This is a genomic window from Streptomyces sp. CBMA123 (assembly GCF_014596465.1).
Lineage (GTDB): Bacteria > Actinomycetota > Actinomycetes > Streptomycetales > Streptomycetaceae > Kitasatospora.
This window is the reverse complement of the sequence record NZ_MECK01000068.1, coordinates 12,159-32,119: the sequence shown is the minus strand read 5'-3', so window position 1 is coordinate 32,119 and position 19,961 is coordinate 12,159. Positions and strand designations below refer to the sequence as shown.

General features: G+C 73.9%; 17 protein-coding genes. 12 read left to right on the top strand and 5 right to left on the bottom strand.

Annotated elements, in window-relative coordinates:
• Nucleotides 1-171 precede the first annotated feature (171 nt).
• Both BG452_RS10660 and BG452_RS10655 read left to right on the top strand, forming a co-directional pair.
• Complete coding sequence (locus BG452_RS10660; RefSeq protein ID WP_188303989.1) at nt 172-1,218, top strand: C40 family peptidase; 1,047 nt, start codon at nt 172-174, stop codon at nt 1,216-1,218.
• 53 nt (nt 1,219-1,271) lie between these two features.
• On the top strand, nt 1,272-2,426 hold the full coding sequence (locus BG452_RS10655) for a hypothetical protein (protein WP_188303988.1): 1,155 nt from the start codon (nt 1,272-1,274) through the stop codon (nt 2,424-2,426).
• 22 nt (nt 2,427-2,448) lie between these two features.
• On the opposite strand, the gene BG452_RS10650 is transcribed toward BG452_RS10655, so the two are convergent.
• Nucleotides 2,449-3,804, bottom strand: a complete 1,356-nt coding sequence (locus tag BG452_RS10650) for a glycosyltransferase 87 family protein (protein ID WP_317620979.1) — start codon at nt 3,802-3,804, stop codon at nt 2,449-2,451.
• A 212-nt stretch (nt 3,805-4,016) separates the two neighbouring features.
• Between BG452_RS10650 and BG452_RS10645 the strand changes: the two genes are divergently transcribed.
• Nucleotides 4,017-5,153 carry a glycosyltransferase family 4 protein gene (locus BG452_RS10645; RefSeq protein ID WP_188303987.1) on the top strand — a complete coding sequence of 379 codons (1,137 nt, stop codon included), beginning with the start codon at nt 4,017-4,019 and terminating at the stop codon, nt 5,151-5,153.
• A 70-nt stretch (nt 5,154-5,223) separates the two neighbouring features.
• Here the strand turns inward: BG452_RS10645 and BG452_RS10640 are convergent, their stop codons facing one another.
• A complete protein-coding gene (locus tag BG452_RS10640) occupies nt 5,224-7,017 on the bottom strand; it encodes an AMP-dependent synthetase/ligase (protein WP_188303986.1) in 1,794 nt (597 codons plus the stop codon).
• Between the two features lie 345 nt (nt 7,018-7,362).
• Between BG452_RS10640 and BG452_RS10635 the strand changes: the two genes are divergently transcribed.
• From BG452_RS10635 to BG452_RS10615, 5 genes are all read left to right on the top strand, one after another.
• On the top strand, nt 7,363-7,797 hold the full coding sequence (locus BG452_RS10635) for an SRPBCC family protein (protein ID WP_188303985.1): 435 nt from the start codon (nt 7,363-7,365) through the stop codon (nt 7,795-7,797).
• Between the two features lie 33 nt (nt 7,798-7,830).
• Nucleotides 7,831-9,003, top strand: coding sequence for an ArsA family ATPase (locus tag BG452_RS10630; RefSeq protein WP_188303984.1), 1,173 nt, complete (start codon nt 7,831-7,833; stop codon nt 9,001-9,003).
• A 109-nt stretch (nt 9,004-9,112) separates the two neighbouring features.
• The gene (locus BG452_RS45475; RefSeq protein ID WP_223242041.1) at nt 9,113-9,517 is read left to right on the top strand and encodes a DUF5304 family protein; all 405 of its coding nucleotides are present in this window, start codon (nt 9,113-9,115) and stop codon (nt 9,515-9,517) included.
• Between the two features lie 192 nt (nt 9,518-9,709).
• On the top strand, nt 9,710-10,651 hold the full coding sequence (locus tag BG452_RS10620) for an ROK family glucokinase (protein WP_188303983.1): 942 nt from the start codon (nt 9,710-9,712) through the stop codon (nt 10,649-10,651).
• A gap of 158 nt (nt 10,652-10,809) precedes the next feature.
• The gene (locus tag BG452_RS10615) at nt 10,810-11,568 is read left to right on the top strand and encodes an endonuclease/exonuclease/phosphatase family protein (RefSeq protein ID WP_188303982.1); all 759 of its coding nucleotides are present in this window, start codon (nt 10,810-10,812) and stop codon (nt 11,566-11,568) included.
• A 50-nt stretch (nt 11,569-11,618) separates the two neighbouring features.
• On the opposite strand, the gene BG452_RS10610 is transcribed toward BG452_RS10615, so the two are convergent.
• Together BG452_RS10610 and BG452_RS10605 are read right to left on the bottom strand one after the other, a co-directional pair.
• Nucleotides 11,619-12,485: a hypothetical protein gene (locus BG452_RS10610; protein WP_223242040.1), complete on the bottom strand. Its 867-nt coding sequence runs from the start codon at nt 12,483-12,485 to the stop codon at nt 11,619-11,621.
• Nucleotides 12,478-13,272, bottom strand: a complete 795-nt coding sequence (locus BG452_RS10605; RefSeq protein WP_188303981.1) for an alpha/beta hydrolase — start codon at nt 13,270-13,272, stop codon at nt 12,478-12,480. Before BG452_RS10605 ends, BG452_RS10610 begins: the two co-directional genes overlap by 8 nt.
• 176 nt (nt 13,273-13,448) lie before the next feature.
• On the opposite strand from BG452_RS10605, the gene BG452_RS10600 reads away from it, so the two are divergent.
• Genes BG452_RS10600 through BG452_RS10590 form a run of 3 tightly spaced genes read left to right on the top strand, consistent with a single transcriptional unit; the run spans nt 13,449 to nt 16,286 of the window.
• Nucleotides 13,449-14,318, top strand: a complete 870-nt coding sequence (locus tag BG452_RS10600) for a lysophospholipid acyltransferase family protein (protein ID WP_411292929.1) — start codon at nt 13,449-13,451, stop codon at nt 14,316-14,318.
• Between the two features lie 46 nt (nt 14,319-14,364).
• Nucleotides 14,365-15,594 carry a MacS family sensor histidine kinase gene (gene macS / locus BG452_RS10595; protein WP_223242039.1) on the top strand — a complete coding sequence of 410 codons (1,230 nt, stop codon included), beginning with the start codon at nt 14,365-14,367 and terminating at the stop codon, nt 15,592-15,594.
• Nucleotides 15,595-15,620: 26 nt separating this feature from the next.
• Nucleotides 15,621-16,286, top strand: coding sequence for a response regulator transcription factor (locus tag BG452_RS10590; RefSeq protein ID WP_188304019.1), 666 nt, complete (start codon nt 15,621-15,623; stop codon nt 16,284-16,286).
• Nucleotides 16,287-16,326: 40 nt separating this feature from the next.
• On the opposite strand, the gene BG452_RS10585 is transcribed toward BG452_RS10590, so the two are convergent.
• A complete protein-coding gene (locus BG452_RS10585) occupies nt 16,327-18,267 on the bottom strand; it encodes an anthranilate synthase family protein (RefSeq protein ID WP_188303980.1) in 1,941 nt (646 codons plus the stop codon).
• A 302-nt stretch (nt 18,268-18,569) separates the two neighbouring features.
• Here BG452_RS10585 and BG452_RS10580 point away from each other — a divergent pair, with 302 nt between their 5' ends.
• Nucleotides 18,570-19,919 carry a class II 3-deoxy-7-phosphoheptulonate synthase gene (locus tag BG452_RS10580; RefSeq protein ID WP_188303979.1) on the top strand — a complete coding sequence of 450 codons (1,350 nt, stop codon included), beginning with the start codon at nt 18,570-18,572 and terminating at the stop codon, nt 19,917-19,919.
• Nucleotides 19,920-19,961 lie beyond the last annotated feature (42 nt).

The window sequence follows — 19,961 nt, the reverse complement described above, 5'->3', positions numbered from 1 at the left end:
CTTTTCCGGCGGCTCGGCCTGATGTCCGAATAGGGGTCAAATATTCGGGTCCGGAGGGGTTTGGACTCGCTTGCCCGGACTCGCTAACGTCTGCCACCGGACTCCCGCTCGACGGCCGCCCAGCAGGGCGCGGCCGCGGGGCCGCGCCGCAGGAATGGAGCCGCTGCCGACATGCCCGTGCACCGTCGTTCCCAACTGCTCGCCCGTGCGCTGGTACTGACCGCGGCCGCCACCACGGCCCTGGGCGTGGCGACCGCCGGCAGTGCCCAGGCCGCCCCCGGAGCGCCGGACGCGCCCGACCGCAAGGACGTCAAGGCCCAGGTCGAGCAGCTGTACGACGAGGCCGAGCAGGCGTCGGAGAAGTACAACGCCGCCCAGGAGGCGCAGAAGCGGCTCCTCGGCGAGACCACGATCCTGCAGGGCGAGGTCGCCGCCGCCCAGGACCAGCTCAACCAGCTGCGCGGGGACCTCGCCACGGTGGCCGGGGCCGAGTACCGGAGCGGCGGGATGGCCCAGACCGCCCAGCTGATGCTCTCCACCGACCCCGAGGGCTACCTCGCCCGCGCCCGGACCCTCGGCCAGGCCGCCGAACGTCAGCAGGAGACCCTGCACGAGCTGGTCACCCGTCAGCGCGGGCTCGACCAGCGCCGCACCGAGACCGCGGCCAAGCTCGCCGAACTGGACCAGGCCCGCCGCTCGCTGGCCGAGAACAAGCAGCAGATCCAGCAACGGCTGACCAAGGCCCAGAAGCTGCTCAACAGCCTGGGCGTCGCCGAGCGGACCCGGATGGTCGCCCAGGACGCCCGGGACGCCGAACAGCGCGCCACCCGCGGCACCGACCGGCTGGACCTCGGCAGCGCCCCGGCCGCCTCCGAGCGCGGGGCCGCCGCGCTGGCCGCCGCGGTGCGGATGATCGGCTCGCCCTACGTCTACGGATCCACCGGACCCCGTGCCTTCGACTGCTCCGGTCTGATGTACTACAGCTGGCGGCAGGCCGGAGTGACCCTGCCGCGGACCTCGCAGGCCCAGGCGTACGCCGGGCAGCGGATCAACCTCTCCGAAGCACGGCCGGGAGACCTGGTGATCTTCTACCGGGACATGCACCACGTCGGGATGTACGCCGGCGGCGGGGTGATGGTGCACGCGCCGTACCCGGGTGCCAAGGTCCGGTACGAGAGCGTCAACGCGATGCCGGTCTCGGGAGTGGTCCGGCTCTGAGCGCGACGCCCACCGGGCCGGACGGCCCCCACCCGATAGACCCGGCCCGCCGCGTGCTGTCCCGGCGCGGTGCGCTGCTGCTGGCCGCCGGCGGACTGGCCCAGCTGTCGCTGCCGCCGGCCGCCCCGGTGGCGGTGCCCGACGGGCGGGCCGGCGACCTGCGGGGCGAGGTCGCCGGGCTGCTGGCGGCGCGGGCGCGCTCGCTGCCCGTCTGGTCGGGGCTGACGGGGGCCGAGGCGACGTACCGCAACCTGGTGCTGTCGCCGGCCGGCGGACCGGACCGGCTGACCGGCTCCGTCGAACTGGCCGTGCGGATCAGCGGGTACGACGAGTACCCCGTGGTGTACCCGCGCCGGATCGAGCTGGTCCGGGACCCGGGCGGCTGGCGGGTCGATCGGGAGGAGGGCACCGGCGGGCCCCCGGCGCTGTGGGACCTCGGCCCGGCCCGTACCGCCCCGGGCGCCCACTGCCTGGTGCTCGGCCTCGCCGGCGGGCCCGACCCGGCCGGGCTGGTCGCGGTGGGGGACAGCGCCGTGCCGGCCGTCAACGCGGTCTGGGGCAGTGCCTGGCCCGGCCGGCTGCTGCTCGAACTGCCCGCCACCGAGCCGCAGTTCGCCCGGCTGCTGGAAGCCGACCCGGCGGGCTGGACGGGCATGGCGGCGGTCACCGTGGCCGCCCCCGGCGCGCCCTGGCACACCCCGGCGGACCGGGTGGTGATCAACCCCGAGGCGTTCGGGCGGCTCAGCGGCTTCGGCCGGCAGGTGGTCGTCACCCACGAGGCCACCCATGTCGCCACCCGGGCCGACACCCGGGCCTGGACCCCGCTGTGGCTCTCCGAGGGCGTCGCCGACTGGACCGCCTACCGCGAGTCCGGCCGCCGCCCGCAGCAGATCGCTCCCGAGCTGGCCCGGGACGTCGCGGCCGGGAAGCTGCCCACCGCGCTGCCCGCCGACGGGGACTTCGCCGCGGGCGCCACCGGCATCGCCCAGGCCTACGAGCAGTCCTGGCTGGCCTGCGACCTGATCGCCCGCCGGTACGGGACCGGGCGGCTGGTCGACTTCTACCGGGCGGTCGGCGCGGGCGACGGACAGGGTGAGGACCGCGAGCACCGCGTCGACCGGCTGCTGCGCGGCGAACTGGGCGTCGGGCTGGCCGAGTTCACCGGGCTCTGGCTGGCCGAGGTGGAAGCCCTGAAGAGCCGGGGCTGAAGGCCCCCGGGCCGGACAGGGCCTAGCGGCCGGCCGGGTGGTCGATGCCGTCCAGGAGGTCCTGCTCGTACGCGATGCCCGGGCGCACCGGGTAGGCGGAGGCGGGCGGCAGCGCCGGCGGCTCGGCCAGCACCACGGTGGGCGGCAGCGGCGCCGGGGCGCGGGTGGAGCGCCAGAGCCGGACGCAGGAGAGCACGGTGGCGGTCAGCAGCAGCAGGTTGCGCAGGCCCAGCACGGTGACTGCCAGCGGCTCGCTGTTGAGGACCTGGGTGAACATCGTCGGGAACTCGAGCAGGGTGAGCGGGCAGGCCAGCAGGATCAGCAGCGCCACCGGCCGCTGGCTGGTGCCGCGCACGGTCAGGCAGACCGCGGCGACGCCGACCAGCCAGACCAGGTACTGCGGGCTGATCACCCGGCTGGTCACCACGAAGATCAGCAGCGCGCACAGCGCCGCGTCGTACATGGTGGCGGCGTTGCGGCGGCGGGCGGTGAAGCGCCACAGCAGCAGCCAGAGGAAGCCCAGCACGGTGCCGGCCATCATCACCTTGCTGATCACGCTGACCCACGGCCCGAGCATCTCGGGGGAGCCGTAGTTCATGGTGACCTTGCCGTCCCAGCCGCCGGCCAGCCGGGCCAGGTGCAGCGGCAGTGCGCCGACCGACTCGACCTCGATGCCGCGGGCGCCCTGGAAGGCCAGGAAGCCGAAGGCGCCGTTCATCCCGGCCGCGAGCAGGAAGCCCACCGAGACGGCGGTGGCGGCGGCCAGCGTCCAGGAGCGGCGGGTGCGGCGGCCGGACGGGGTGCCGATCAGGCCGAGCAGCGGCCAGACCTTGACGATGCCGCCCAGGCCCAGCAGCAGCCCGCCGATGGCCGGGCGGCGGATCAGCGCGAGCAGACCGGCCAGGGCGAGGGCGGTGACCAGGAGGTCGAAGCGGTTGTAGATCATCGGGCCGAGCAGCGGCACGGCGACCACCCACAGCCAGGCGCCGGTCAGCGTCCGGCCCTTGCGCAGCCCGGTGCGGATCAGCAGCGCGGCCGCGGCGGCGTCGGCGATCCCGCAGATCACCCAGAACGAGGTCAGGTACGACCAGGGCAGCAGGCCCGGCAGCAGGATCACCAGGGCGGCGCCCGGCGGGTACTGCCAGGTGACGTCGTCGAACGGGAAGGTGCCGGTCTGCAGCACGCCGTACCAGGCGTGGTAGATCATCCAGACGTCCGCGGTGACGTCGCCGCCGGGCGACTTCAGCACGCCGGTCATCAGCAGCACCAGCACGGTGCGGGTGGCCACCCAGGTCGCCCCGAGGGCGGCGAGCGCCCCGAGCGGGCGGCCGAGGCGGCCGCGTGAAGAACCGGACTCGGTGGCCGGGGCCAACTCCACTGCGCTCCCTCGTTCGTCTCGACGTCCTCACCGGAGGCGTCGAACTGACGGACGCCCGGGCCGCCGCGTCCGCGGCCTAGGTACTAGGACAGGCCCGGGGGTCAAACGGTTGCCGTGGGCGGATCCGTTCCCGGCGGGTCATGGTGTTGACCTATCGTACGGATCACCCAGCGGTACACCGAGCACCCCCCGACCGAGCGAGCCGTGGCCTGATGCACAGAACCTTGATCGTCACCAATGACTTCCCGCCCCGTCCGGGGGGCATCCAGGCCTTCGTGCACAACATGGCCGTCCGTCAGCCTGCCGGAAGCGTCGTGGTGTACGCCTCGACCTGGCGGGACGGCACCGAGGTGCGGGCCTTCGACGCCGAGCAGCCGTTCCCGGTGATCCGGGACCGTACGAAGGTGATGGTTCCCACACCCCGGGTCACCCGGCGGGCCGCCGAGATCCTGCGCGCGGAGAAGTGCGACTCGGTCTGGTTCGGCGCCGCCGCGCCGCTCGGCCTGATGGCGCCGACGCTGCGCCGGGCCGGGGCCGGGCGGCTGCTCGGCATGACCCACGGGCACGAGGCCGCCTGGGCCCAGCTGCCGGGCTCCCGGCAGTTGCTGCGGCGGATCGGCGCGGGCACCGACGTGCTGACGTACCTGGGCGAGTACACCCGCTCGCGGATCGCCGCCGCGGTCGGGCCGCAGGCCGCGGCCCGGATGGTGCAGCTGCCGCCGGGCGTGGACGAGACGACCTTCCACCCCGGTTCCGGGGGCGCCGAGGTGCGCCGGCGGCTGGGGTTGGCGGACCGGCCGGTGGTGGTCTGCGTCTCCCGGCTGGTGCCGCGCAAGGGCCAGGACACCCTGATCGAGGCGATGCCGCAGATCCTGGCGGACGTGCCGGACGCGGTGCTGCTGATCGTCGGCGGCGGCCCGTACCGGGCGGACCTGGAGAAGCTGGTGGACGCCACGGGCGTACGGGCCTCGGTGCGGTTCACCGGCTCGGTGCCCTGGGAGGAGCTGCCCGCCCACTACGGGGCCGGGGACGTCTTCGCGATGCCCTGCCGGACCAGGCGCGGCGGGCTGGACGTGGAGGGCCTGGGGATCGTCTACCTGGAGGCCTCGGCGACCGGCCTGCCGGTGGTCGCGGGGGACTCCGGCGGGGCGCCGGACGCGGTGCTGGAGGGCGAGACCGGGTACGTGGTGCCGGGCGGCTCGGCCGGAGCGGCGGCGGAGCGGATCGTCCGGCTGCTGCGGGACGAGGAACTGCGCCGCCGCCTCGGCGAGGCCGGGCGGCGCTGGGTGGAGCGGTCCTGGCGCTGGGACCTGCTGGCCGGGCGGCTGACCGCGCTGCTGGCGGGCTGACACCGGCACGGGAGAGGGCCCCGGGGAGTCCCGGGGCCCTCTCCGCGTACGGCCTACGTCTGCGGACGGCCTACTTCTGGTAGAGCGCCTCGATCTCGGCCGCGTAGTCCTTGAGCACGACGTTGCGCTTGAGCTTGAGCGAGGGCGTCAGATGGCCGCTCTCCTCGGAGAACTCGGTGTCCAGCAGGCGGAACTTCTTGACCGCCTCGGCGTGCGAGACGGCCGCGTTGCCGTCGTTCACCGCGGCCTGCAGGGCGGCCAGCAGGTCCGGGTCGGCGGCCAGCTCGGCGACGGTGGCGGTGGCGGGCTTGCCGTTGAGCTCCTTCCACTTCGGGAAGAAGTCCGGGTCGACGGTGATCAGGCAGGCGATGAAGGGCTTGCGGTCGCCGACCACCATGACCTCGCCGACCAGGGCGTGGGCCCGGATCCGGTCCTCGATCACGGCCGGGGCGACGTTCTTGCCGCCCGCGGTGACGATGATCTCCTTCTTGCGGCCGGTGATGGTCAGGTAGCCCTCGGAGTCCAGCGAGCCGAGGTCGCCGGTGGCGATCCAGCCGTCCTTGAGGGTGTCGGCGGTGGCCTGCGGGTTGTTCCAGTAGCCGGTGAAGACGTGCGGGCCCTTGAAGTAGACCTCGCCGTCCTCGGCGATCCGGACGGAGGCGCCGGGGACGGGCTGGCCGACCGTACCGATCTTCGGCTTGTCCCACGGGTTGAAGGCGGTGGCCGCGCAGGTCTCCGTCAGGCCGTAGCCCTCCAGGACGGTGAAGCCGATGCCCCGGTAGAAGTGGCCGAGGCGCTCGCCGAGCGGGGCGCCGCCGGAGATCGCGTGGGTGGCCCGGCCGCCGAGGGCGGCCCGCAGCTTGCTGTAGACGAGCTTGTCGAAGACGGCGTGCTTGAGCCGCAGGACCAGGCCCGCGCCGCCGGCGTCCAGCGCCCGGCTGTAGGCGATCGCGGTGTCCGCCGCCTTGTCGAAGATCTTGCCCTTGCCGTCGGCCTGGGCCTTGGCACGGGCGGTGTTGTAGACCTTCTCGAACACTCTGGGCACGCCCAGGATCAGGGTCGGCTTGAAGGAGGCCAGCTCGGCGGTGACGTCCCTGATGTCGGAGACGTGGCCCAGCTTGATCGGGGCCATCACCGGGGCGATCTCGGCGATCCGGGCGAGCACGTGGGCCAGCGGCAGGAAGAGCAGCACGGAGCTGTCGCCGGTGCGGAACAGCGGGGCCAGGCGCTCGACCACGTTGCCGCACTCGGCGAGGAAGTTGCCGTGGGTCAGCTGACAGCCCTTCGGGCGGCCGGTGGTGCCCGAGGTGTAGACGATGGTGGCGATGTCGTCGGGGCCGGCGATCGCGCGGCGCTCCTGGACCGTCGCGTCAGGGACGCCCTGGCCGGCCTCGGCCAGCGCGGCGAGCGCGCCGCCCTCGATCTGCCAGGTGTGCTTCAGCCCCGGCAGCCGGTCGCGGACCTCGGCGACCACCTTGACGTGCTGGTCGGTCTCGGTGAGGACGGCGACCGCGCCCGAGTCGCCGAGGATCCACTCGACCTGCTCGGCGGAGGAGGTCTCGTAGACCGGCACGGTGATCGCGCCGGCCGTCCAGATCGCGAAGTCCAGCAACGTCCACTCGTACCGGGTGCGGGACATGATGCCCACCCGGTCGCCGGGCTCGATGCCCGCGGCGATCAGGCCCTTCGCGGCGGCGTGCACCTCGGCGAGGAACTGGACCGAGGTCAACTCCTGCCAGTGGCCGTCCACCTTCCGGCTGAGCACCGCGACGTCCGGGTGCTCCTCGGCGTTCCGGTGCACAGGGTCGGAGAGGTTACTGCCGCTCGGTACCTGGTAGAGAGCCGGAAGGCTGAAGTCGAGCAAGACTGCTCCTCGTTCGCGACGCTGCGGGACGGCAGGACGTTACTGCCCAGTAGGCAGCTTCGACCAGGGGGGTCGGCCCCGGTGTTCGAAGTGTCACACCCGGCCGGGTCGGACCAGGCCGTGACCGGGTCGTTCGACTGGCACCCTACGACAGCCCGGTGGTGACCGGTCGGTAGCCTGCCTCGCCGCCCGCCCGCAAGGCCCGCCACCGCGGACCCCGGCCACCGACGCCGGTGCCCGCGCGGCCGAGCCGATCGCCGGTCGCGATAGCCTGCTCCGGGCGGATCGGGTCGAGCACGCCTCGACCGGACCGGCAGGCAGAGGGACGACGCGGAGGGCCATTCCATGGCGGAGCACACCAGGTCGAGCATCACCATCGACGCGACCCCGGCCACGGTCATGGCCGTGATCGCCGACTTCGCCGCCTACCCGGCCTGGACCGGCGAGGTCAAGGAGATCGAGGTCCTGGAGACCGGCGAGGACGGCCGCGCCGCCCAGGTCCGGCTGCTGCTCGACGCCGGCGCCATCCGGGACGAGCACACCCTCGCCTACACCTGGGACGCCGACCGCGAGGTCAGCTGGACCCTCGTCCGCAGCCAGATGCTCCGCTCGCTGGACGGTTCCTACACCCTCGCCCCGCTGGCCGGCGGCCGCACCGAGGCCACCTACCAGCTCGCCGTGGACGTCAAGATCCCGATGCTCGGCATGATCAAGCGCAAGGCCGAGAAGGTCATCATCGACCGCGCGCTGGCCGGTCTGAAGAAGCGCGTCGAGGGCTGACGGGGCCGGCACGGCGGAACGGGGGCTGACGGCATGACGGCGACGCGCACCATCCTGGTCAGCGGCGACGCGGGCGCGCCCGCCGTGGCCGCCGCCACCGCCCTGCACGCCGCCCGGCGCGGCCACCGCACCTGGCTGCTCGCCGCCGACGACCCCCACCGCACCCTGGACTCCGCGCTCGGCACCCGCCTGGAGCCCGAACCGCTCCACCACGCGCCGGGCCTGACGGTCTCCCGGATCGACGAGCAGGCCGCCTTCCGCTACGCCGTCGGCGAGCTCTCCGGCCGGCTCAAGCCCGCCCTCGACCTGCTCGGCGCCGAACAGCTCGACCCCGAGGAGCTGACCGCCCTCCCCGGCATCGCCCGGCTCGCCCTGCTGCGCGCCCTGCCCGCCGCCGACCAGGACGTCCTGGTGGTGCTCGCCCCGCCACCCGCCGAACTGATCTCCACCCTCGCCCTGCCCGAGCAGCTCGGCCGCTACCTGGACCGGCTCGTCCCCGAGCAGCGACAGGCCGCCCGCGCGCTGCGCCCGCTGCTGGCCGGGCTGGCCGGCGTCCCGATGCCCGCCGAGTGGCTGTACGAGGGGCGCACCAGGGCCGCCGCCGTGCTGGCCGAGTCCCGCGCCGCGATCAGCGACCCGGGCACCAGCGTGCGCCTGGTCGTCCCGGCCGACGGCCACCCGTACGAGGAACTGCGCCGGACCCGGGCCGGGCTCGCGCTGTACGGGCACCGGCCGGACGCCGTCGTGGTGCACGGCGCGCTGCCGCCCGCCGCCCTCGCCTCGCCCGACCCCTGGCTGGCCGAGCTGGCCCGCCGCCGCCAGGAGGAACTGGACCGGCTCATCGCCGGGACCGACGTCCCGGTGCTGGTCACCGGCCTGGCCGAGGGCACCCTGGAGGCCGTCGCGGACCGCCTGTACGGGGACGGGCCCGGCCCCGAGCGGCTCGAAGCGCGCCCCTGGGCCGTCGAGGACCGGCTCGCCGAGGAGGGCCTGCTGGTCTGGCACCTCGACCTGCCCGGCGCCGACCGCACCGGCCTGGACCTGGTCCGCCGAGGTGACGACCTGGTGGTCGGCCTCGGCGCCCACCGCCGGGTCCTGCCGCTGCCGTCCGCGCTGCGCCGCTGCACGGTCGCCGGGGCGGGGCTGCACGAGGGCGTGCTCTCGGTGCGGTTCGCGCCCGACCCGTCGCTCTGGCCGCAGGGCTGACGGGCCTTCCGGCTCCTGGCCGAATCAGCGGGGCCCGGGCTCACGGCCGGTCGGGTAGCGTCGGGCCGAGGGGCCGCGGGGTGCGGCCACGGCTGAGGAGGCGCCCGCGATGACCAGCACCGACGACCGTACCGAGCCCGGCACCGAGCGGGGGAGCGGGCCGTCCCACCCGTTCGGGCCGGAGCTGGGCCCGCTGGTGGACGAGGTGCGACGGTTCGCCACCGCCATCGGCGAGAAGGCGCAGGAGACCAGCGCCACCACCCTGATCACCCTGTCCGGGCTGGCCGACCGCCTGCGCACCCAGCAGCCGGAGGTCTACACCCACCTCGCCGCGGCCGGCTCCGGGCTGGCCGCCGCCGGCGCCGAGCTGCTGGCCGCCTACCGCTCCGCGGTCGCCGGGCACGAGCAGCGCTGGACCGCCGGGGACGGGGCGTCGGTGGAGAAGATCGACCTCGACGCACCCGGCCGGACCGAGGGCCCCGACGCGACTGACGGGCCGTCCGCCAAGCAGTGAATCCGTAACCTCCGCAGCGTGAGCAGGCTGCTCTCGTACGTCACGAAGAAGGAATTTCGATACGACTTTTGAAGCATCGCGGCCCGGCTGGCCCAGAATTGTCTTCGGATAATGTATGCGAGGCTGTGTACGGGGGCAGGGTTGGGCGGTACCGTTCCGTCCAGCGGGAACGAGTGAATAGCTGAGGGACACATGGCTCTGACCATCGGCGTCGATGTCGGCGGGACCAAGATCGCGGCAGGCGTGGTCGACGATGCGGGTGCGATCCTGGCCCGGACCCGGGTCCCCACCCCGGCCGACCCCCAGTGGGCGGTCGACGCCATCGCGCAGGCCGTGCGCGAACTCAAGGAGCAGCACTCCGGCGTCACCGCCGTCGGTGTCGGGGCCCCCGGCTTCGTCGACAGCAATCGCTCCACGGTGATCTTCGCGCCCAACATCGACTGGGAGAACGAGCCGCTGCGCGGCCGGATCGAGGAGCTCACCGGCCTGTCCACGGTGGTCGAAAACGACGCCAACTGCGCCGCCTGGGCTGAGTTCCGCTTCGGCGCGGCCGCCGACCACCAGGACATGGTGCTGATCACCGTCGGCACCGGCATCGGCGGCGGCATCGTGCTCGACGGGCGGCTGCACCGCGGCCGCTTCGGCGTGGCCGGCGAGATCGGCCACCTCAACATGGTCCCCGACGGCCTGCCGTGCGGCTGCGGCGGCAAGGGCTGCTGGGAGCAGTACGGCTCCGGGCGCGCGCTGCGCCGCTACGGCCGGGAGAAGGCCGCGGCCGACCCGGTGCGCGGCCGGCGGATGCTGGAGCTCAACGACGGCGTCGCCGAGACCATCCGCGGCATCCACATCACCGAGGCGGCCGAGGCGGGCGATCCGCTCGCCCTGGAGTGCTACGCCGAGCTGGCCGACTGGCTGGGCCGCGGCATGGCCGACCTCGCCGCGCTGTTCGACCCGGGCGTGTTCGTCCTCGGCGGCGGCGTCTCCGACTCCGGCCGACTGCTGCTCGACCCGGTCGCCAAGGCCTTCGAGCACTACCTGACCGGCGGGGTGCACCGCCCGCGCGCCGAGGTCGTGCTCGCCTCCATGGGCTCTGCGGCCGGCATCGTCGGCGCGGCGGACCTCGCCCGCACCTGAGGGTGACACCCCCTTCGCCGGTACCGGCCGACGGAGGGGGGAGCCGGACCCGCCGGCGGCGGAGCGACCGGGCCCCGACCAATCCCGGACGCGCCGCCGCCGTCGCACTACGGTCTTCCCAGGTGGCACCGCACGTGCCGTCGCACCAGGGGAGGACCATGACCGCCGCGCCCATCGAACCGCCGCCCGCCGGCCCGCGCCGACTGCGCCTGCTCAGCTACAACATCCGCTCGCTGCGCGACGACCGGCGGGCACTGGCCCGGGTGATCCGGGCCTGCGCGCCCGACCTGGTCTGCGTCCAGGAGTCCCCGCGCTACTGGCGCCCCGAAGGACAGGCCGCCTGGCTGGCCCGGAACACCGGGACGGTCGTCCTGGCCGGCGGCGGCCGCACCGCCGCCGGCCCGCTGCTGCTCGGCCGGCCCGGCGCGGTGGACGTCCTGGGCGTGCACGACCGGCTGCTGCCCAAGACCCGCGGCCTGCACGCGCGCGGCTTCGCCACCGCCCTGCTGCGACTGCCCGGCGCCGCGCCGTTCACCCTCACCAGCTGCCACCTCAGCCTGGACCAGGCGGAGCGGTACGGGCAGTTCGAGCTGCTGCTCGACCAGCTGACGATCGCCGAACAGGGCATCGTGGCAGGGGACTTCAACGAACACCCGGACGGGCCGGGCTGGCAGCTGCTGGCCTCGCGGATGTGGGACGGGTACCAGACCGCGCCTTGGGGCGGCGAGTTCACCTCCGTGCCGGAGAACCCCTACCAGCGGATCGACGCCGTCTTCGCGACGCCCGGGATCACCGTCCTCGGCTGCGGGGTGCCGCACGGGCTGCCCGGCGTCACCGAGGCCGACCTGCGGGCCGCGACCGACCACCTGCCGGTGCTGGCCGTCCTGGAACTGCCGGCGGCCTCGGACGCGCCGTAAGCCCTGCCCGGCCGGTCTTGCCGGGCGCGCCGAGCCCGACCGGACAGGCCCTAGACGACCGCGCCGTGGTCCGGGTCCTCCGGCTCGTCCTCGTCGCGGTCCTTCATCCGGGCGACCAGGGTGACGAAGCCGCCGAGGAAGGCGGTGACCCCGACCCAGGCGGGCCAGCCGGAGATCTCCCGCCACACCACCGCGTCGATCAGCAGCAGGGCCGGGCCGCCGAGCACCGCCAGCCAGGCGAACTTGGCGGTGGTGTCGGCGGGCGGCAGCGGCGGGGGCTCCGGCGGGACGTAGTGGCCCTCGTCGGCGTCCTCGGCCAGCTCGAAGTCGCGCGGGCCCGGGCTCGCGGCCGGGAGTACGGGGCCGCCCGCGCGGGGGCGGGGCTGCGGGGCGAGGTCGGCGAGGTCGTCCGGGCCGGCCTGGCCGGTCTTGGGGCCGGAGCCGTCCTTGAAGCCGCCCTTGAGCTCGTTCTGCGCCCGGAGGTTCTCGACCTCGGGCCAGTTGGGGTTGGTGAGGTCGACGGGGTCGTCGAACTGGGCGACCAGGGCGGCGAAGATCGCGTCCTGCTCGGCCTGGCTGCGCTCGGGGGCGGTGCGGCGCGGTCGGGGCTCCACGGGTGCCGGGGCGTCCGCCGTGGGGGCGGTTCCGGCGGCGGGCGCGGGCGGTGCGGCGCCGTCGGATCCCGGGCCGGAGGCCGTCGGGTCGCCCTGGACGGTGCCGTCCCCGTGGACGGTGGCGTTCCCGGGGGCGGTCGAGGTCCCCTCGGTGGCGTCCCCCTGGGCGGTGGCGTCCTTCGCCGCCCCGTCCGTCCGCGCCCCGTCCGTCCGCGCCCCGTCCGTCCGCGCGCCGTCCTCACGGGGCTTGTCGTCCCCGCTGCCCGCAGTGCTGCTCTCGTGCACTTCCGGCCCTTCAGCCATGGTGATCGTCGGATTCGGCCCTGTCGGCGCCCGCCGCGTGCGCGGGAGCCAGCCGTCGGATGAAGTCCAGGCTCGCCGCGAATATTTCCGCCGCGTCGTGGTCCAGCGTCGCGACGTGGAAGCTGCGTTGGCACAGCCGCTCCGTCACGTCGGTCGAGGATATCCGGGCCAGCACCAGTTCCGAGTTGGCCGGCGAGACCACGTGGTCCTGCGGGCTGTGGAAGAGCAGCACCGGCTGGGTCACCTCGGGCAGCCTCCGCTGGACCTCTCGCCACAGCCGGCCCAGCGACCAGGCGGCGTGCAGCGGCGTCCGGTCGTAACCGACCTCGTGGGCGCCCGGCTTGTGGATGTCGTTCGCGATCCCCGGAATGCTCGGGACAAGGTGCCGGAGCACCGGAAGCAGCACACCCGCGGGGTTGTCCGAGCGCACCGACGGGTTGACCAGCACCAGCCCGGACACCGTCGGGCCGTGCAGCGCGGCCAGCCGCAGCGCCAGCCCGCCGCCCATCGACAGCGCGCAGACGAAGACCTGCTCGCACTCCTCGGCGAGGGTCAGCAGCTCGCGCTCGACCTCCGCGTACCAGTCCTCCCACCGGGTGACCTGCATGTCCTGCCAACGGGTGCCGTGCCCCGGCAGCAACGGGAGCGAGACGGTGAACCCGGCGGCCGCCAGCTCGTCGGCCCACGGCCGGAGCGACTGCGGCGACCCGGTGAAGCCGTGGCACAGCAGCACCCCGACCGGTCCGCCGTGGTGGCGGTACGGTTCGGCACCGGGCAGCAGCGACATGGCGGACTCCTTCGCGGGCGGGTGGCGCTGGGGGAGAGGACGCTGAGAGGGGAGCTGCAGGAATCCGCATCGTCCCACGCCCCGCGCCGGGACGTACACCCCCTACGGCGGGCCCGGGCACAGCCGACGGTCGCGGGGCATTAGGATCGACCGGTCCGCATAACAGGAGGCCCGGGTTGTTCTACCGACTGATGAAGATGATCGTCGCGCCACTGCTTCGGATCTTCTTCCGGCCGTGGATCGAGGGTGAGGAGAACATCCCCACCGAAGGTGCGGCGATCATCGCGAGCAACCACCTGTCCTTCTCGGACTCGTTCTTCTTCCCCGCGCTGATCAAGCGCCGGGTGACCTTCATCGCGAAGGCCGAGTACTTCAACACCCCGGGCCTCAAGGGCCGGCTGACCGCGGCCTTCTTCAAGGGCGTCGGCCAGCTGCCGGTGGACCGCTCGGGCGTGCGCGGCGCCGGTGAGGCCGCGATCCGCAGCGCCATCGCGGTGCTGGACCGCGGCGAGCTGTTCGGCGTCTACCCGGAGGGCACCCGCTCGCCCGACGGCAAGCTGTACCGCGGCAAGGTCGGCGGCCTGGCGCGGGTCGCGCTGGCCACCGGCGCCCCGGTCATCCCGGTCGCCATGATCGACACCGAGAAGGTGCAGCCGCCCGGCCAGGTGATCCCGAGTTTCGGCATCCGCCCCGGCATCCGGATCGGCCGCCCGCTGGACTTCTCCCGCTACCACGGCATGGAGAACGACCGTTTCATCCTGCGTTCGGTGACGGACGAGGTGATGTACGAGATCATGCGGCTCTCCGGCCAGGAGTACGTGGACGTCTACGCGACCGCCGCCAAGCGGCAGATCGCCGACGAGAAGAAGAAGGCCGACGCCGAGCGCCGGGCCGCCGCCAAGGCGGAGAAGGCCGAGGCCGAGAAGGCCGCCGAAGCCGAGCAGGCCGCGGTGAAGGACCAGCCGGACCAGCAAGACCAGCAAGACCAGAAGGACCAGAAGGACCAGAAGGACCAGAAGGACCAGAAGGGAACCGGGTCGGCCTGACCGACCCGGTCGGGTCCAGGGGAGGGGCCGGGGGAGGAGCCGGGGCATGGCGGAGGGCGCGAGAACGGGCGGCGGCGTGGTGGGCGGCGCGGTGGCGGCCGGCGGCATGTCCGTCGAGCTCCCGCTGTGGAAGGCGATCTCCTACTTCCGGGTGCTGGCCCTCTGCTACGCCCTGCTCCGGTACTTCAACTCGTACCTGCACTTCCTGCACCCGGTCGCGGGCTGGATCTACTTCGGCGCGCTGATCCTCTGGACGCTGGCCAGCACCCGGGCCTTCTCCGACCCGCAGCGCTGCACCTGGTACGTCCTCGGCTTCGACCTGTCCCTGGCCGTGACCGGCATCGTGATGAGCGGGATGACCGACGCCCCGGCCCGGATCAGCCACGGCGCGCCCACCCTGCCGACCATCTGGGCCGCCGGCACGGTGCTGGGCTTCGCCGCCAGGGGCGGCTGGCGTCCGGCGGCGGCGTCCGGCGCGGTGATCGGGGTCGCCAACATCCTCGGCCACGGCGGCCCGACCGGCGACAACGTGCACAACATCGTGCTGCTGCTGGTAGCCGGCTGCGCGATCGGGTACGTGATCGAGCTGGCCCGCGCCAGCGAGGCCACCCTGACCCGGGCGCTGCAGGTCGAGGCGGCCACCCGGGAGCGGGAGCGGCTCTCCCGCGACATCCACGACGGCGTGCTCCAGGTGCTGGCACTGGTCCAGCGCCGGGGCGCGGAGCTGGGCGGCGGCACCGGGGACGGTACGGACTTCGCCGAACTGGGCCGGCTCGCCGGGGAGCAGGAGCGGGCGCTGCGGGCGCTGATGACCGGCGGCCCGCTGCCGGCCCAGCGGCTGCCGGAGGCGGACGGAGCCGAGGAGCCCGACCCGGCCGGGCCGCAGGACCTCACCGCCCTGCTGCGCCCGTACGCCGACGAGCGGATCACGCTCTCCGCTCCCGGGACCCCGGTGCTGCTGCCCGGTCCGGCGGCGCGTGAACTGGCCGCGGCGGTCGGCGCGGCCGTCGACAACGTCCGCCGGCACGCCGGGGAGCCGGCCCGGGCCTGGATCCTGGTGGAGGACGAGCCGGAGGCCGTCACGGTCAGCATCCGCGACGACGGTCCGGGCTTCGCCCCCGGCCGGCTCGGCGAGGCGGAGCGGGCCGGGCGGCTGGGCGTCACCCAGTCGATCCGCGGCCGGGTGCTGGATCTCGGCGGTACGGCCGAGCTGTACTCGGCGCCCGGGGAGGGCGTCGAGGTCGAACTGCGCATTCCGAGGAAGGCCTCCCGATGACCGACCAGCCCATGACCGATCAGCCGATGACCGACCGGCCGGTGCGGGTGATGGTGGTGGACGACCACCCGATGTGGCGGGACGCCGTCTCCCGCGACCTGGCCGAGGCGGGCCTGGACGTGGTGGCCACGGCGGGCGACGGCGAGGAGGCGGTGCGCCGGGCCCGGGCCTGCACGCCGCAGGTCGTCGTGCTGGACCTCAACCTGCCCGGCCTGTCCGGCGCCGAGGTGTGCCGCCAGGTGGTCGCGGCCGATCCGGCGGTGCGGGTGCTGGTGCTGTCGGCCAGTGGTGAGCACCAGGACGTGCTGGAGGCGGTGAAGTCCGGCGCGACCGGGTACCTGGTGAAGTCGGCCGGGCGGGAGGAGCTGTTGGACGCGGTGCGGCGTACGGCCGTCGGCGACGCGGTGTTCACCCCGGGCCTGGCCGGGCTGGTGCTCGGCGAGTTCCGCCGGCTGGCCGCCGAGCCGGCCCCGGCCTCGGCGCCGGCCGTCCCGCAGCTGACCACCCGGGAGACCGAGGTGCTGCGGCTGGTGGCCAAGGGTCTGTCGTACCGGCAGATCGCCGACCGGCTGGTGCTGTCGCACCGGACGGTGCAGAACCACGTGCAGAACACCCTGGGCAAGCTGCAGTTGCACAACCGGGTGGAGCTTGTCCGGTACGCGATCGAGCAGGGGTTGGACGAGGAGCTGTGAGCCGGTCCCGGGCGCCGCCGCCCGGGACCGTTCCAACTCCTCAGCCCCGTACGGCCGTTGCCTCCCGCAGCAGGTCCGCGACGATGTCCACGCCGTCCCGGGTGAGCACCGACTCCGGGTGGAACTGCAGGCCCGCGAAGCCGGGGCCGCGCAGCGCGTGGACGTCGCCGGTGGCGGCGTCCCGGGCGACCTCGACGCCCCCGGCGGCGAGCCGGGCCGCGTCGGCGTCCGAGCAGCGGGCGGTGAAGGTGTTGTAGAAGCCGACCGTCCGCTTGCGGCCGAACAGCTCGATGCTCTCCTGGGCGCCCTGATAGGGGACGGCCTTGCGGCCCAGCGCGAGCCCGAGCTCGGCGGCGAGCAGCTGGTGGCTGAGGCAGACCGCGAGCAGCGGGGCCGTCCGGGCGCCGGAGCGGACGGCGGCGAGGGCGTCGGCGACGACCGGGCGCAGCACCGCCATCTTGGGGTCGTCGGCGAGCGCCGGGTCGCCCGGGCCGGGGCCGAGCACCAGCGGGCCGCGGTGGGCCGCGACCAGTCCGCGCAGGCCGGGCTCGTCGAAGCGGACCACGGTGACCTGGTGGCCGAGCGAGGTCAGCAGGTGGGACAGCATCGAGGTGAAGGTGTCCTCGCCGTCCACGACCAGGGTCGGCCGGGTTTCGGTGATCGTGGACGGCGCCTGCATCCGCAGCCAGAACGGGGCGAGGTCGGCCCGGCGGGCGTCCAGCGCGGCCTGCACCCGGTGGTCGTCGCCGAGCCTGGGCCCGCCGGGGTGGGGCAGCCGGGCTGGGGCGGGCCGGGCGCCGATTGCGGTGAGCACTCCGGCGGCCTTGGCGTGGGTCTCGGCGACCTCGGACTCCGGGACGGAGTGGCGCACCAGTGTGGCGCCGACCCGGACGACCAGCCGCCCGGTGGCCGGGTCGATGTCGGCGGTGCGGATGCAGATCGGCGAGTCCAGCAGCTGCCCGCCGCTCGCGGAGCGCCCGATCAGGGCGAGCGCGCCGGAGTAGTAGCCGCGCCCGCTCGGCTCGTAGCGCCGGATCACCCGGGTGGCGTTCTGCACCGGGCTGCCGGTGACGGTGGCGGCGAACATCGTCTCGCGCAGCACCTCGCGCACGTCCATCGAGGTGCGCCCGCGCAGCTCGTACTCGGTGTGGGCGAGGTGGGACATCTCCTTGAGCCGGGGGCCGAGCACCTGGCCGCCGAGGTCGCCGACGGTGCACATCATCTTCAGCTCCTCGTCGACCACCATGGTCAGCTCCTCCAGCTCCTTGGGGTCGTGGAGGAACCGGAGCAGCGAGTCGAGGTCGGAGCCGCCGGCCGGATAGCGGTAGGTGCCGGAGATCGGGTTCATCACGACGGTGCCGCCGCTCTGCCGGACGTGCACCTCGGGGGAGGCGCCGACCAGGACCCGCTCCCCGGTGTGCACCAGGAAGGTCCAGTACGCGCCGCGCTCCTGCTCCAGCAGTCGGCGGAACAGCGCCAGGGCGAGAGTGGGCGAGAAGTTCTCCAGGGTGGCGTGGAAGTCGCGCCGGATCACGAAGTTGGCGCCCTCGCCGTTGCCGATCTCGTCGTCGATCACCCGGCGGACGATCGCCGCGTACGCCTCGTCGTCCACGTCGAACGCGCCGTCGGAGAGGGTGACCGGCAGCTGCGGCAGGGCGGTGGTGAGTTCGGCCAACGGCAGGGCGTACTGCTCGGTCACCGCGAGGGCCTGCAGCGGGGTGCCGTCGTCGTGCGCCTCGAAGCCGCGCTCGCGGATCTGCCGGTACGGGACCAGCGCGAGCAGGTCGTGGACCGGTCCGGCGGCCGGGATGCCGGAGCGGACCGGGAGGTCGGCGAGGTGCGCGTAGCTGTCGACGGTGCCCAGCAGCACCTCGACGGTGTCCGGGGCGTGCCGGGGGGTGCGGCGGTGCAGCAGGGCGAAGGCGGGGGCGCCGGGTGCGGTGAGACGTGCGAGCAGCTCAGCGGGGGCGGGGGTGGTCACGAGTACGGCTTCCTTCCGGGGAGGATGGCGAGGGCGGTGCTGGTTCCGCTCCCGGAGGGCCGTCTGCTCGGACGCACGACGGCCGCCCCGAGGGGCGGCCGTCGTGTTCGTCTAGGAACGCGCGATCTGTGGGCCACCCAGGGGGGAGGCCCACCACCAGGAGTGGGTGTGGGGCGCGTGCATGGGTCGAGCGTAGCGGATGGGGCCGTGCGGGTGAGTCGGCTCACGTGCAATGTCCGAGACGTGTCTCATCCCTCGGGCAATGGTCACCTATCGCTCGCGCCACCCCGTAGCCTTGCCGTGTGACCGCAACGACTGAGACATCGAGGACTGGCCACTCCTGGCAGTCCCTGCCCGCGGCGCAGCAGCCTGAGTGGCCGGACCAAGAGGCTCTGCGCAAGACCCTTGCCGAGCTCGCCTCGTATCCGCCGCTCGTCTTCGCCGGAGAGTGCGACCAGCTGCGCGCCCGGCTCGGCGCCGTGGCGCGCGGGGAGGCGTTCCTCCTCCAGGGCGGCGACTGCGCCGAGGCCTTCGACGGCGTGTCGGCGGAGCACATCCGCAACAAGCTGAAGACCCTGCTGCAGATGGCCGCCGTGCTGACGTACGCGGCCTCGGTGCCGGTCGTGAAGGTCGGCCGCATCGCCGGCCAGTACTCCAAGCCGCGCTCGAAGTCGACCGAGACCCGGGACGGCGTGACCCTGCCGGTCTACCGCGGCGACTCGGTGAACGGCTTCGAGTTCACCCCCGAGTCCCGGATCCCGGACCCGGAGCGCCTGAAGCGGATGTACAACGCGTCCGCCGCGACGCTGAACCTGGTGCGTGCGTTCACCACCGGTGGTTACGCCGACCTGCGCCAGGTGCACGCCTGGAACCAGGACTTCGTGCGCAACTCGCCGGCCGGCCAGCGCTACGAGCAGCTCGCCCGGGAGATCGACAACGCCCTGGCCTTCATGAACGCCTGCGGGGTGGCCCCGGAGGAGTTCAAGACCGTCGAGTTCTTCTCCTCGCACGAGGCGCTGGTCCTCGACTACGAGACCGCGCTGACCCGCGTGGACTCGCGCACCGGCGAGCTGTACGACGTCTCCGGCCACATGGTGTGGATCGGTGAGCGCACCCGCCAGCTGGACCACGCGCACATCGAGTTCGCCTCCAAGATCCGCAACCCGATCGGGGTCAAGCTCGGCCCGACGACCTCGGTGGACGAGGCGCTCACCCTGATCGAGAAGCTGGACCCGGAGCGCGAGCCCGGCCGGCTGACCTTCATCACCCGGATGGGTGCGGGCAAGGTCCGCGACCACCTGCCCACCCTGCTGGAGAAGGTCACCGCCTCCGGCGCCAAGCCGGTGTGGATCTGCGACCCGATGCACGGCAACACCTTCGAGGCCTCCAGCGGCCACAAGACCCGTCGCTTCGACGACGTCCTGGACGAGGTCAAGGGCTTCTTCGAGGTGCACCGCGCGCTGGGCACCCACCCGGGCGGCATCCACGTGGAGCTGACCGGCGACGACGTCACCGAGTGCGTCGGCGGCGGCGACGAGGTGATGGTCGACGACCTGCACCAGCGCTACGAGACGGCCTGCGACCCGCGGCTCAACCGCAGCCAGTCGCTGGACCTGGCGTTCCTGGTGGCGGAGATGTACCGCGGCCAGTGATCCACCGGCCCTGATGTGACGAAGGCCCCTCCGGATTCGGGA

Excerpts from the sequence above, each read along its gene's own strand:
- BG452_RS10660 (WP_188303989.1), top strand. The coding sequence starts at position 172 with ATGCCCGTGCACCGTCGTTCCCAACTGCTCGCCCGTGCGCTGGTACTG.
- BG452_RS10645 (WP_188303987.1), top strand. The coding sequence starts at position 4,017 with ATGCACAGAACCTTGATCGTCACCAATGACTTCCCGCCCCGTCCGGGG.
- BG452_RS10635 (WP_188303985.1), top strand. The coding sequence starts at position 7,363 with ATGGCGGAGCACACCAGGTCGAGCATCACCATCGACGCGACCCCGGCC.
- BG452_RS10630 (WP_188303984.1), top strand. The coding sequence starts at position 7,831 with ATGACGGCGACGCGCACCATCCTGGTCAGCGGCGACGCGGGCGCGCCC.
- BG452_RS45475 (WP_223242041.1), top strand. The coding sequence starts at position 9,113 with ATGACCAGCACCGACGACCGTACCGAGCCCGGCACCGAGCGGGGGAGC.
- BG452_RS10620 (WP_188303983.1), top strand. The coding sequence starts at position 9,710 with ATGGCTCTGACCATCGGCGTCGATGTCGGCGGGACCAAGATCGCGGCA.
- BG452_RS10615 (WP_188303982.1), top strand. The coding sequence starts at position 10,810 with ATGACCGCCGCGCCCATCGAACCGCCGCCCGCCGGCCCGCGCCGACTG.
- BG452_RS10610 (WP_223242040.1), bottom strand. The coding sequence starts at position 12,485 with ATGGCTGAAGGGCCGGAAGTGCACGAGAGCAGCACTGCGGGCAGCGGG.
- BG452_RS10605 (WP_188303981.1), bottom strand. The coding sequence starts at position 13,272 with ATGTCGCTGCTGCCCGGTGCCGAACCGTACCGCCACCACGGCGGACCG.
- macS (WP_223242039.1), top strand. The coding sequence starts at position 14,365 with ATGGCGGAGGGCGCGAGAACGGGCGGCGGCGTGGTGGGCGGCGCGGTG.
- BG452_RS10590 (WP_188304019.1), top strand. The coding sequence starts at position 15,621 with ATGACCGACCGGCCGGTGCGGGTGATGGTGGTGGACGACCACCCGATG.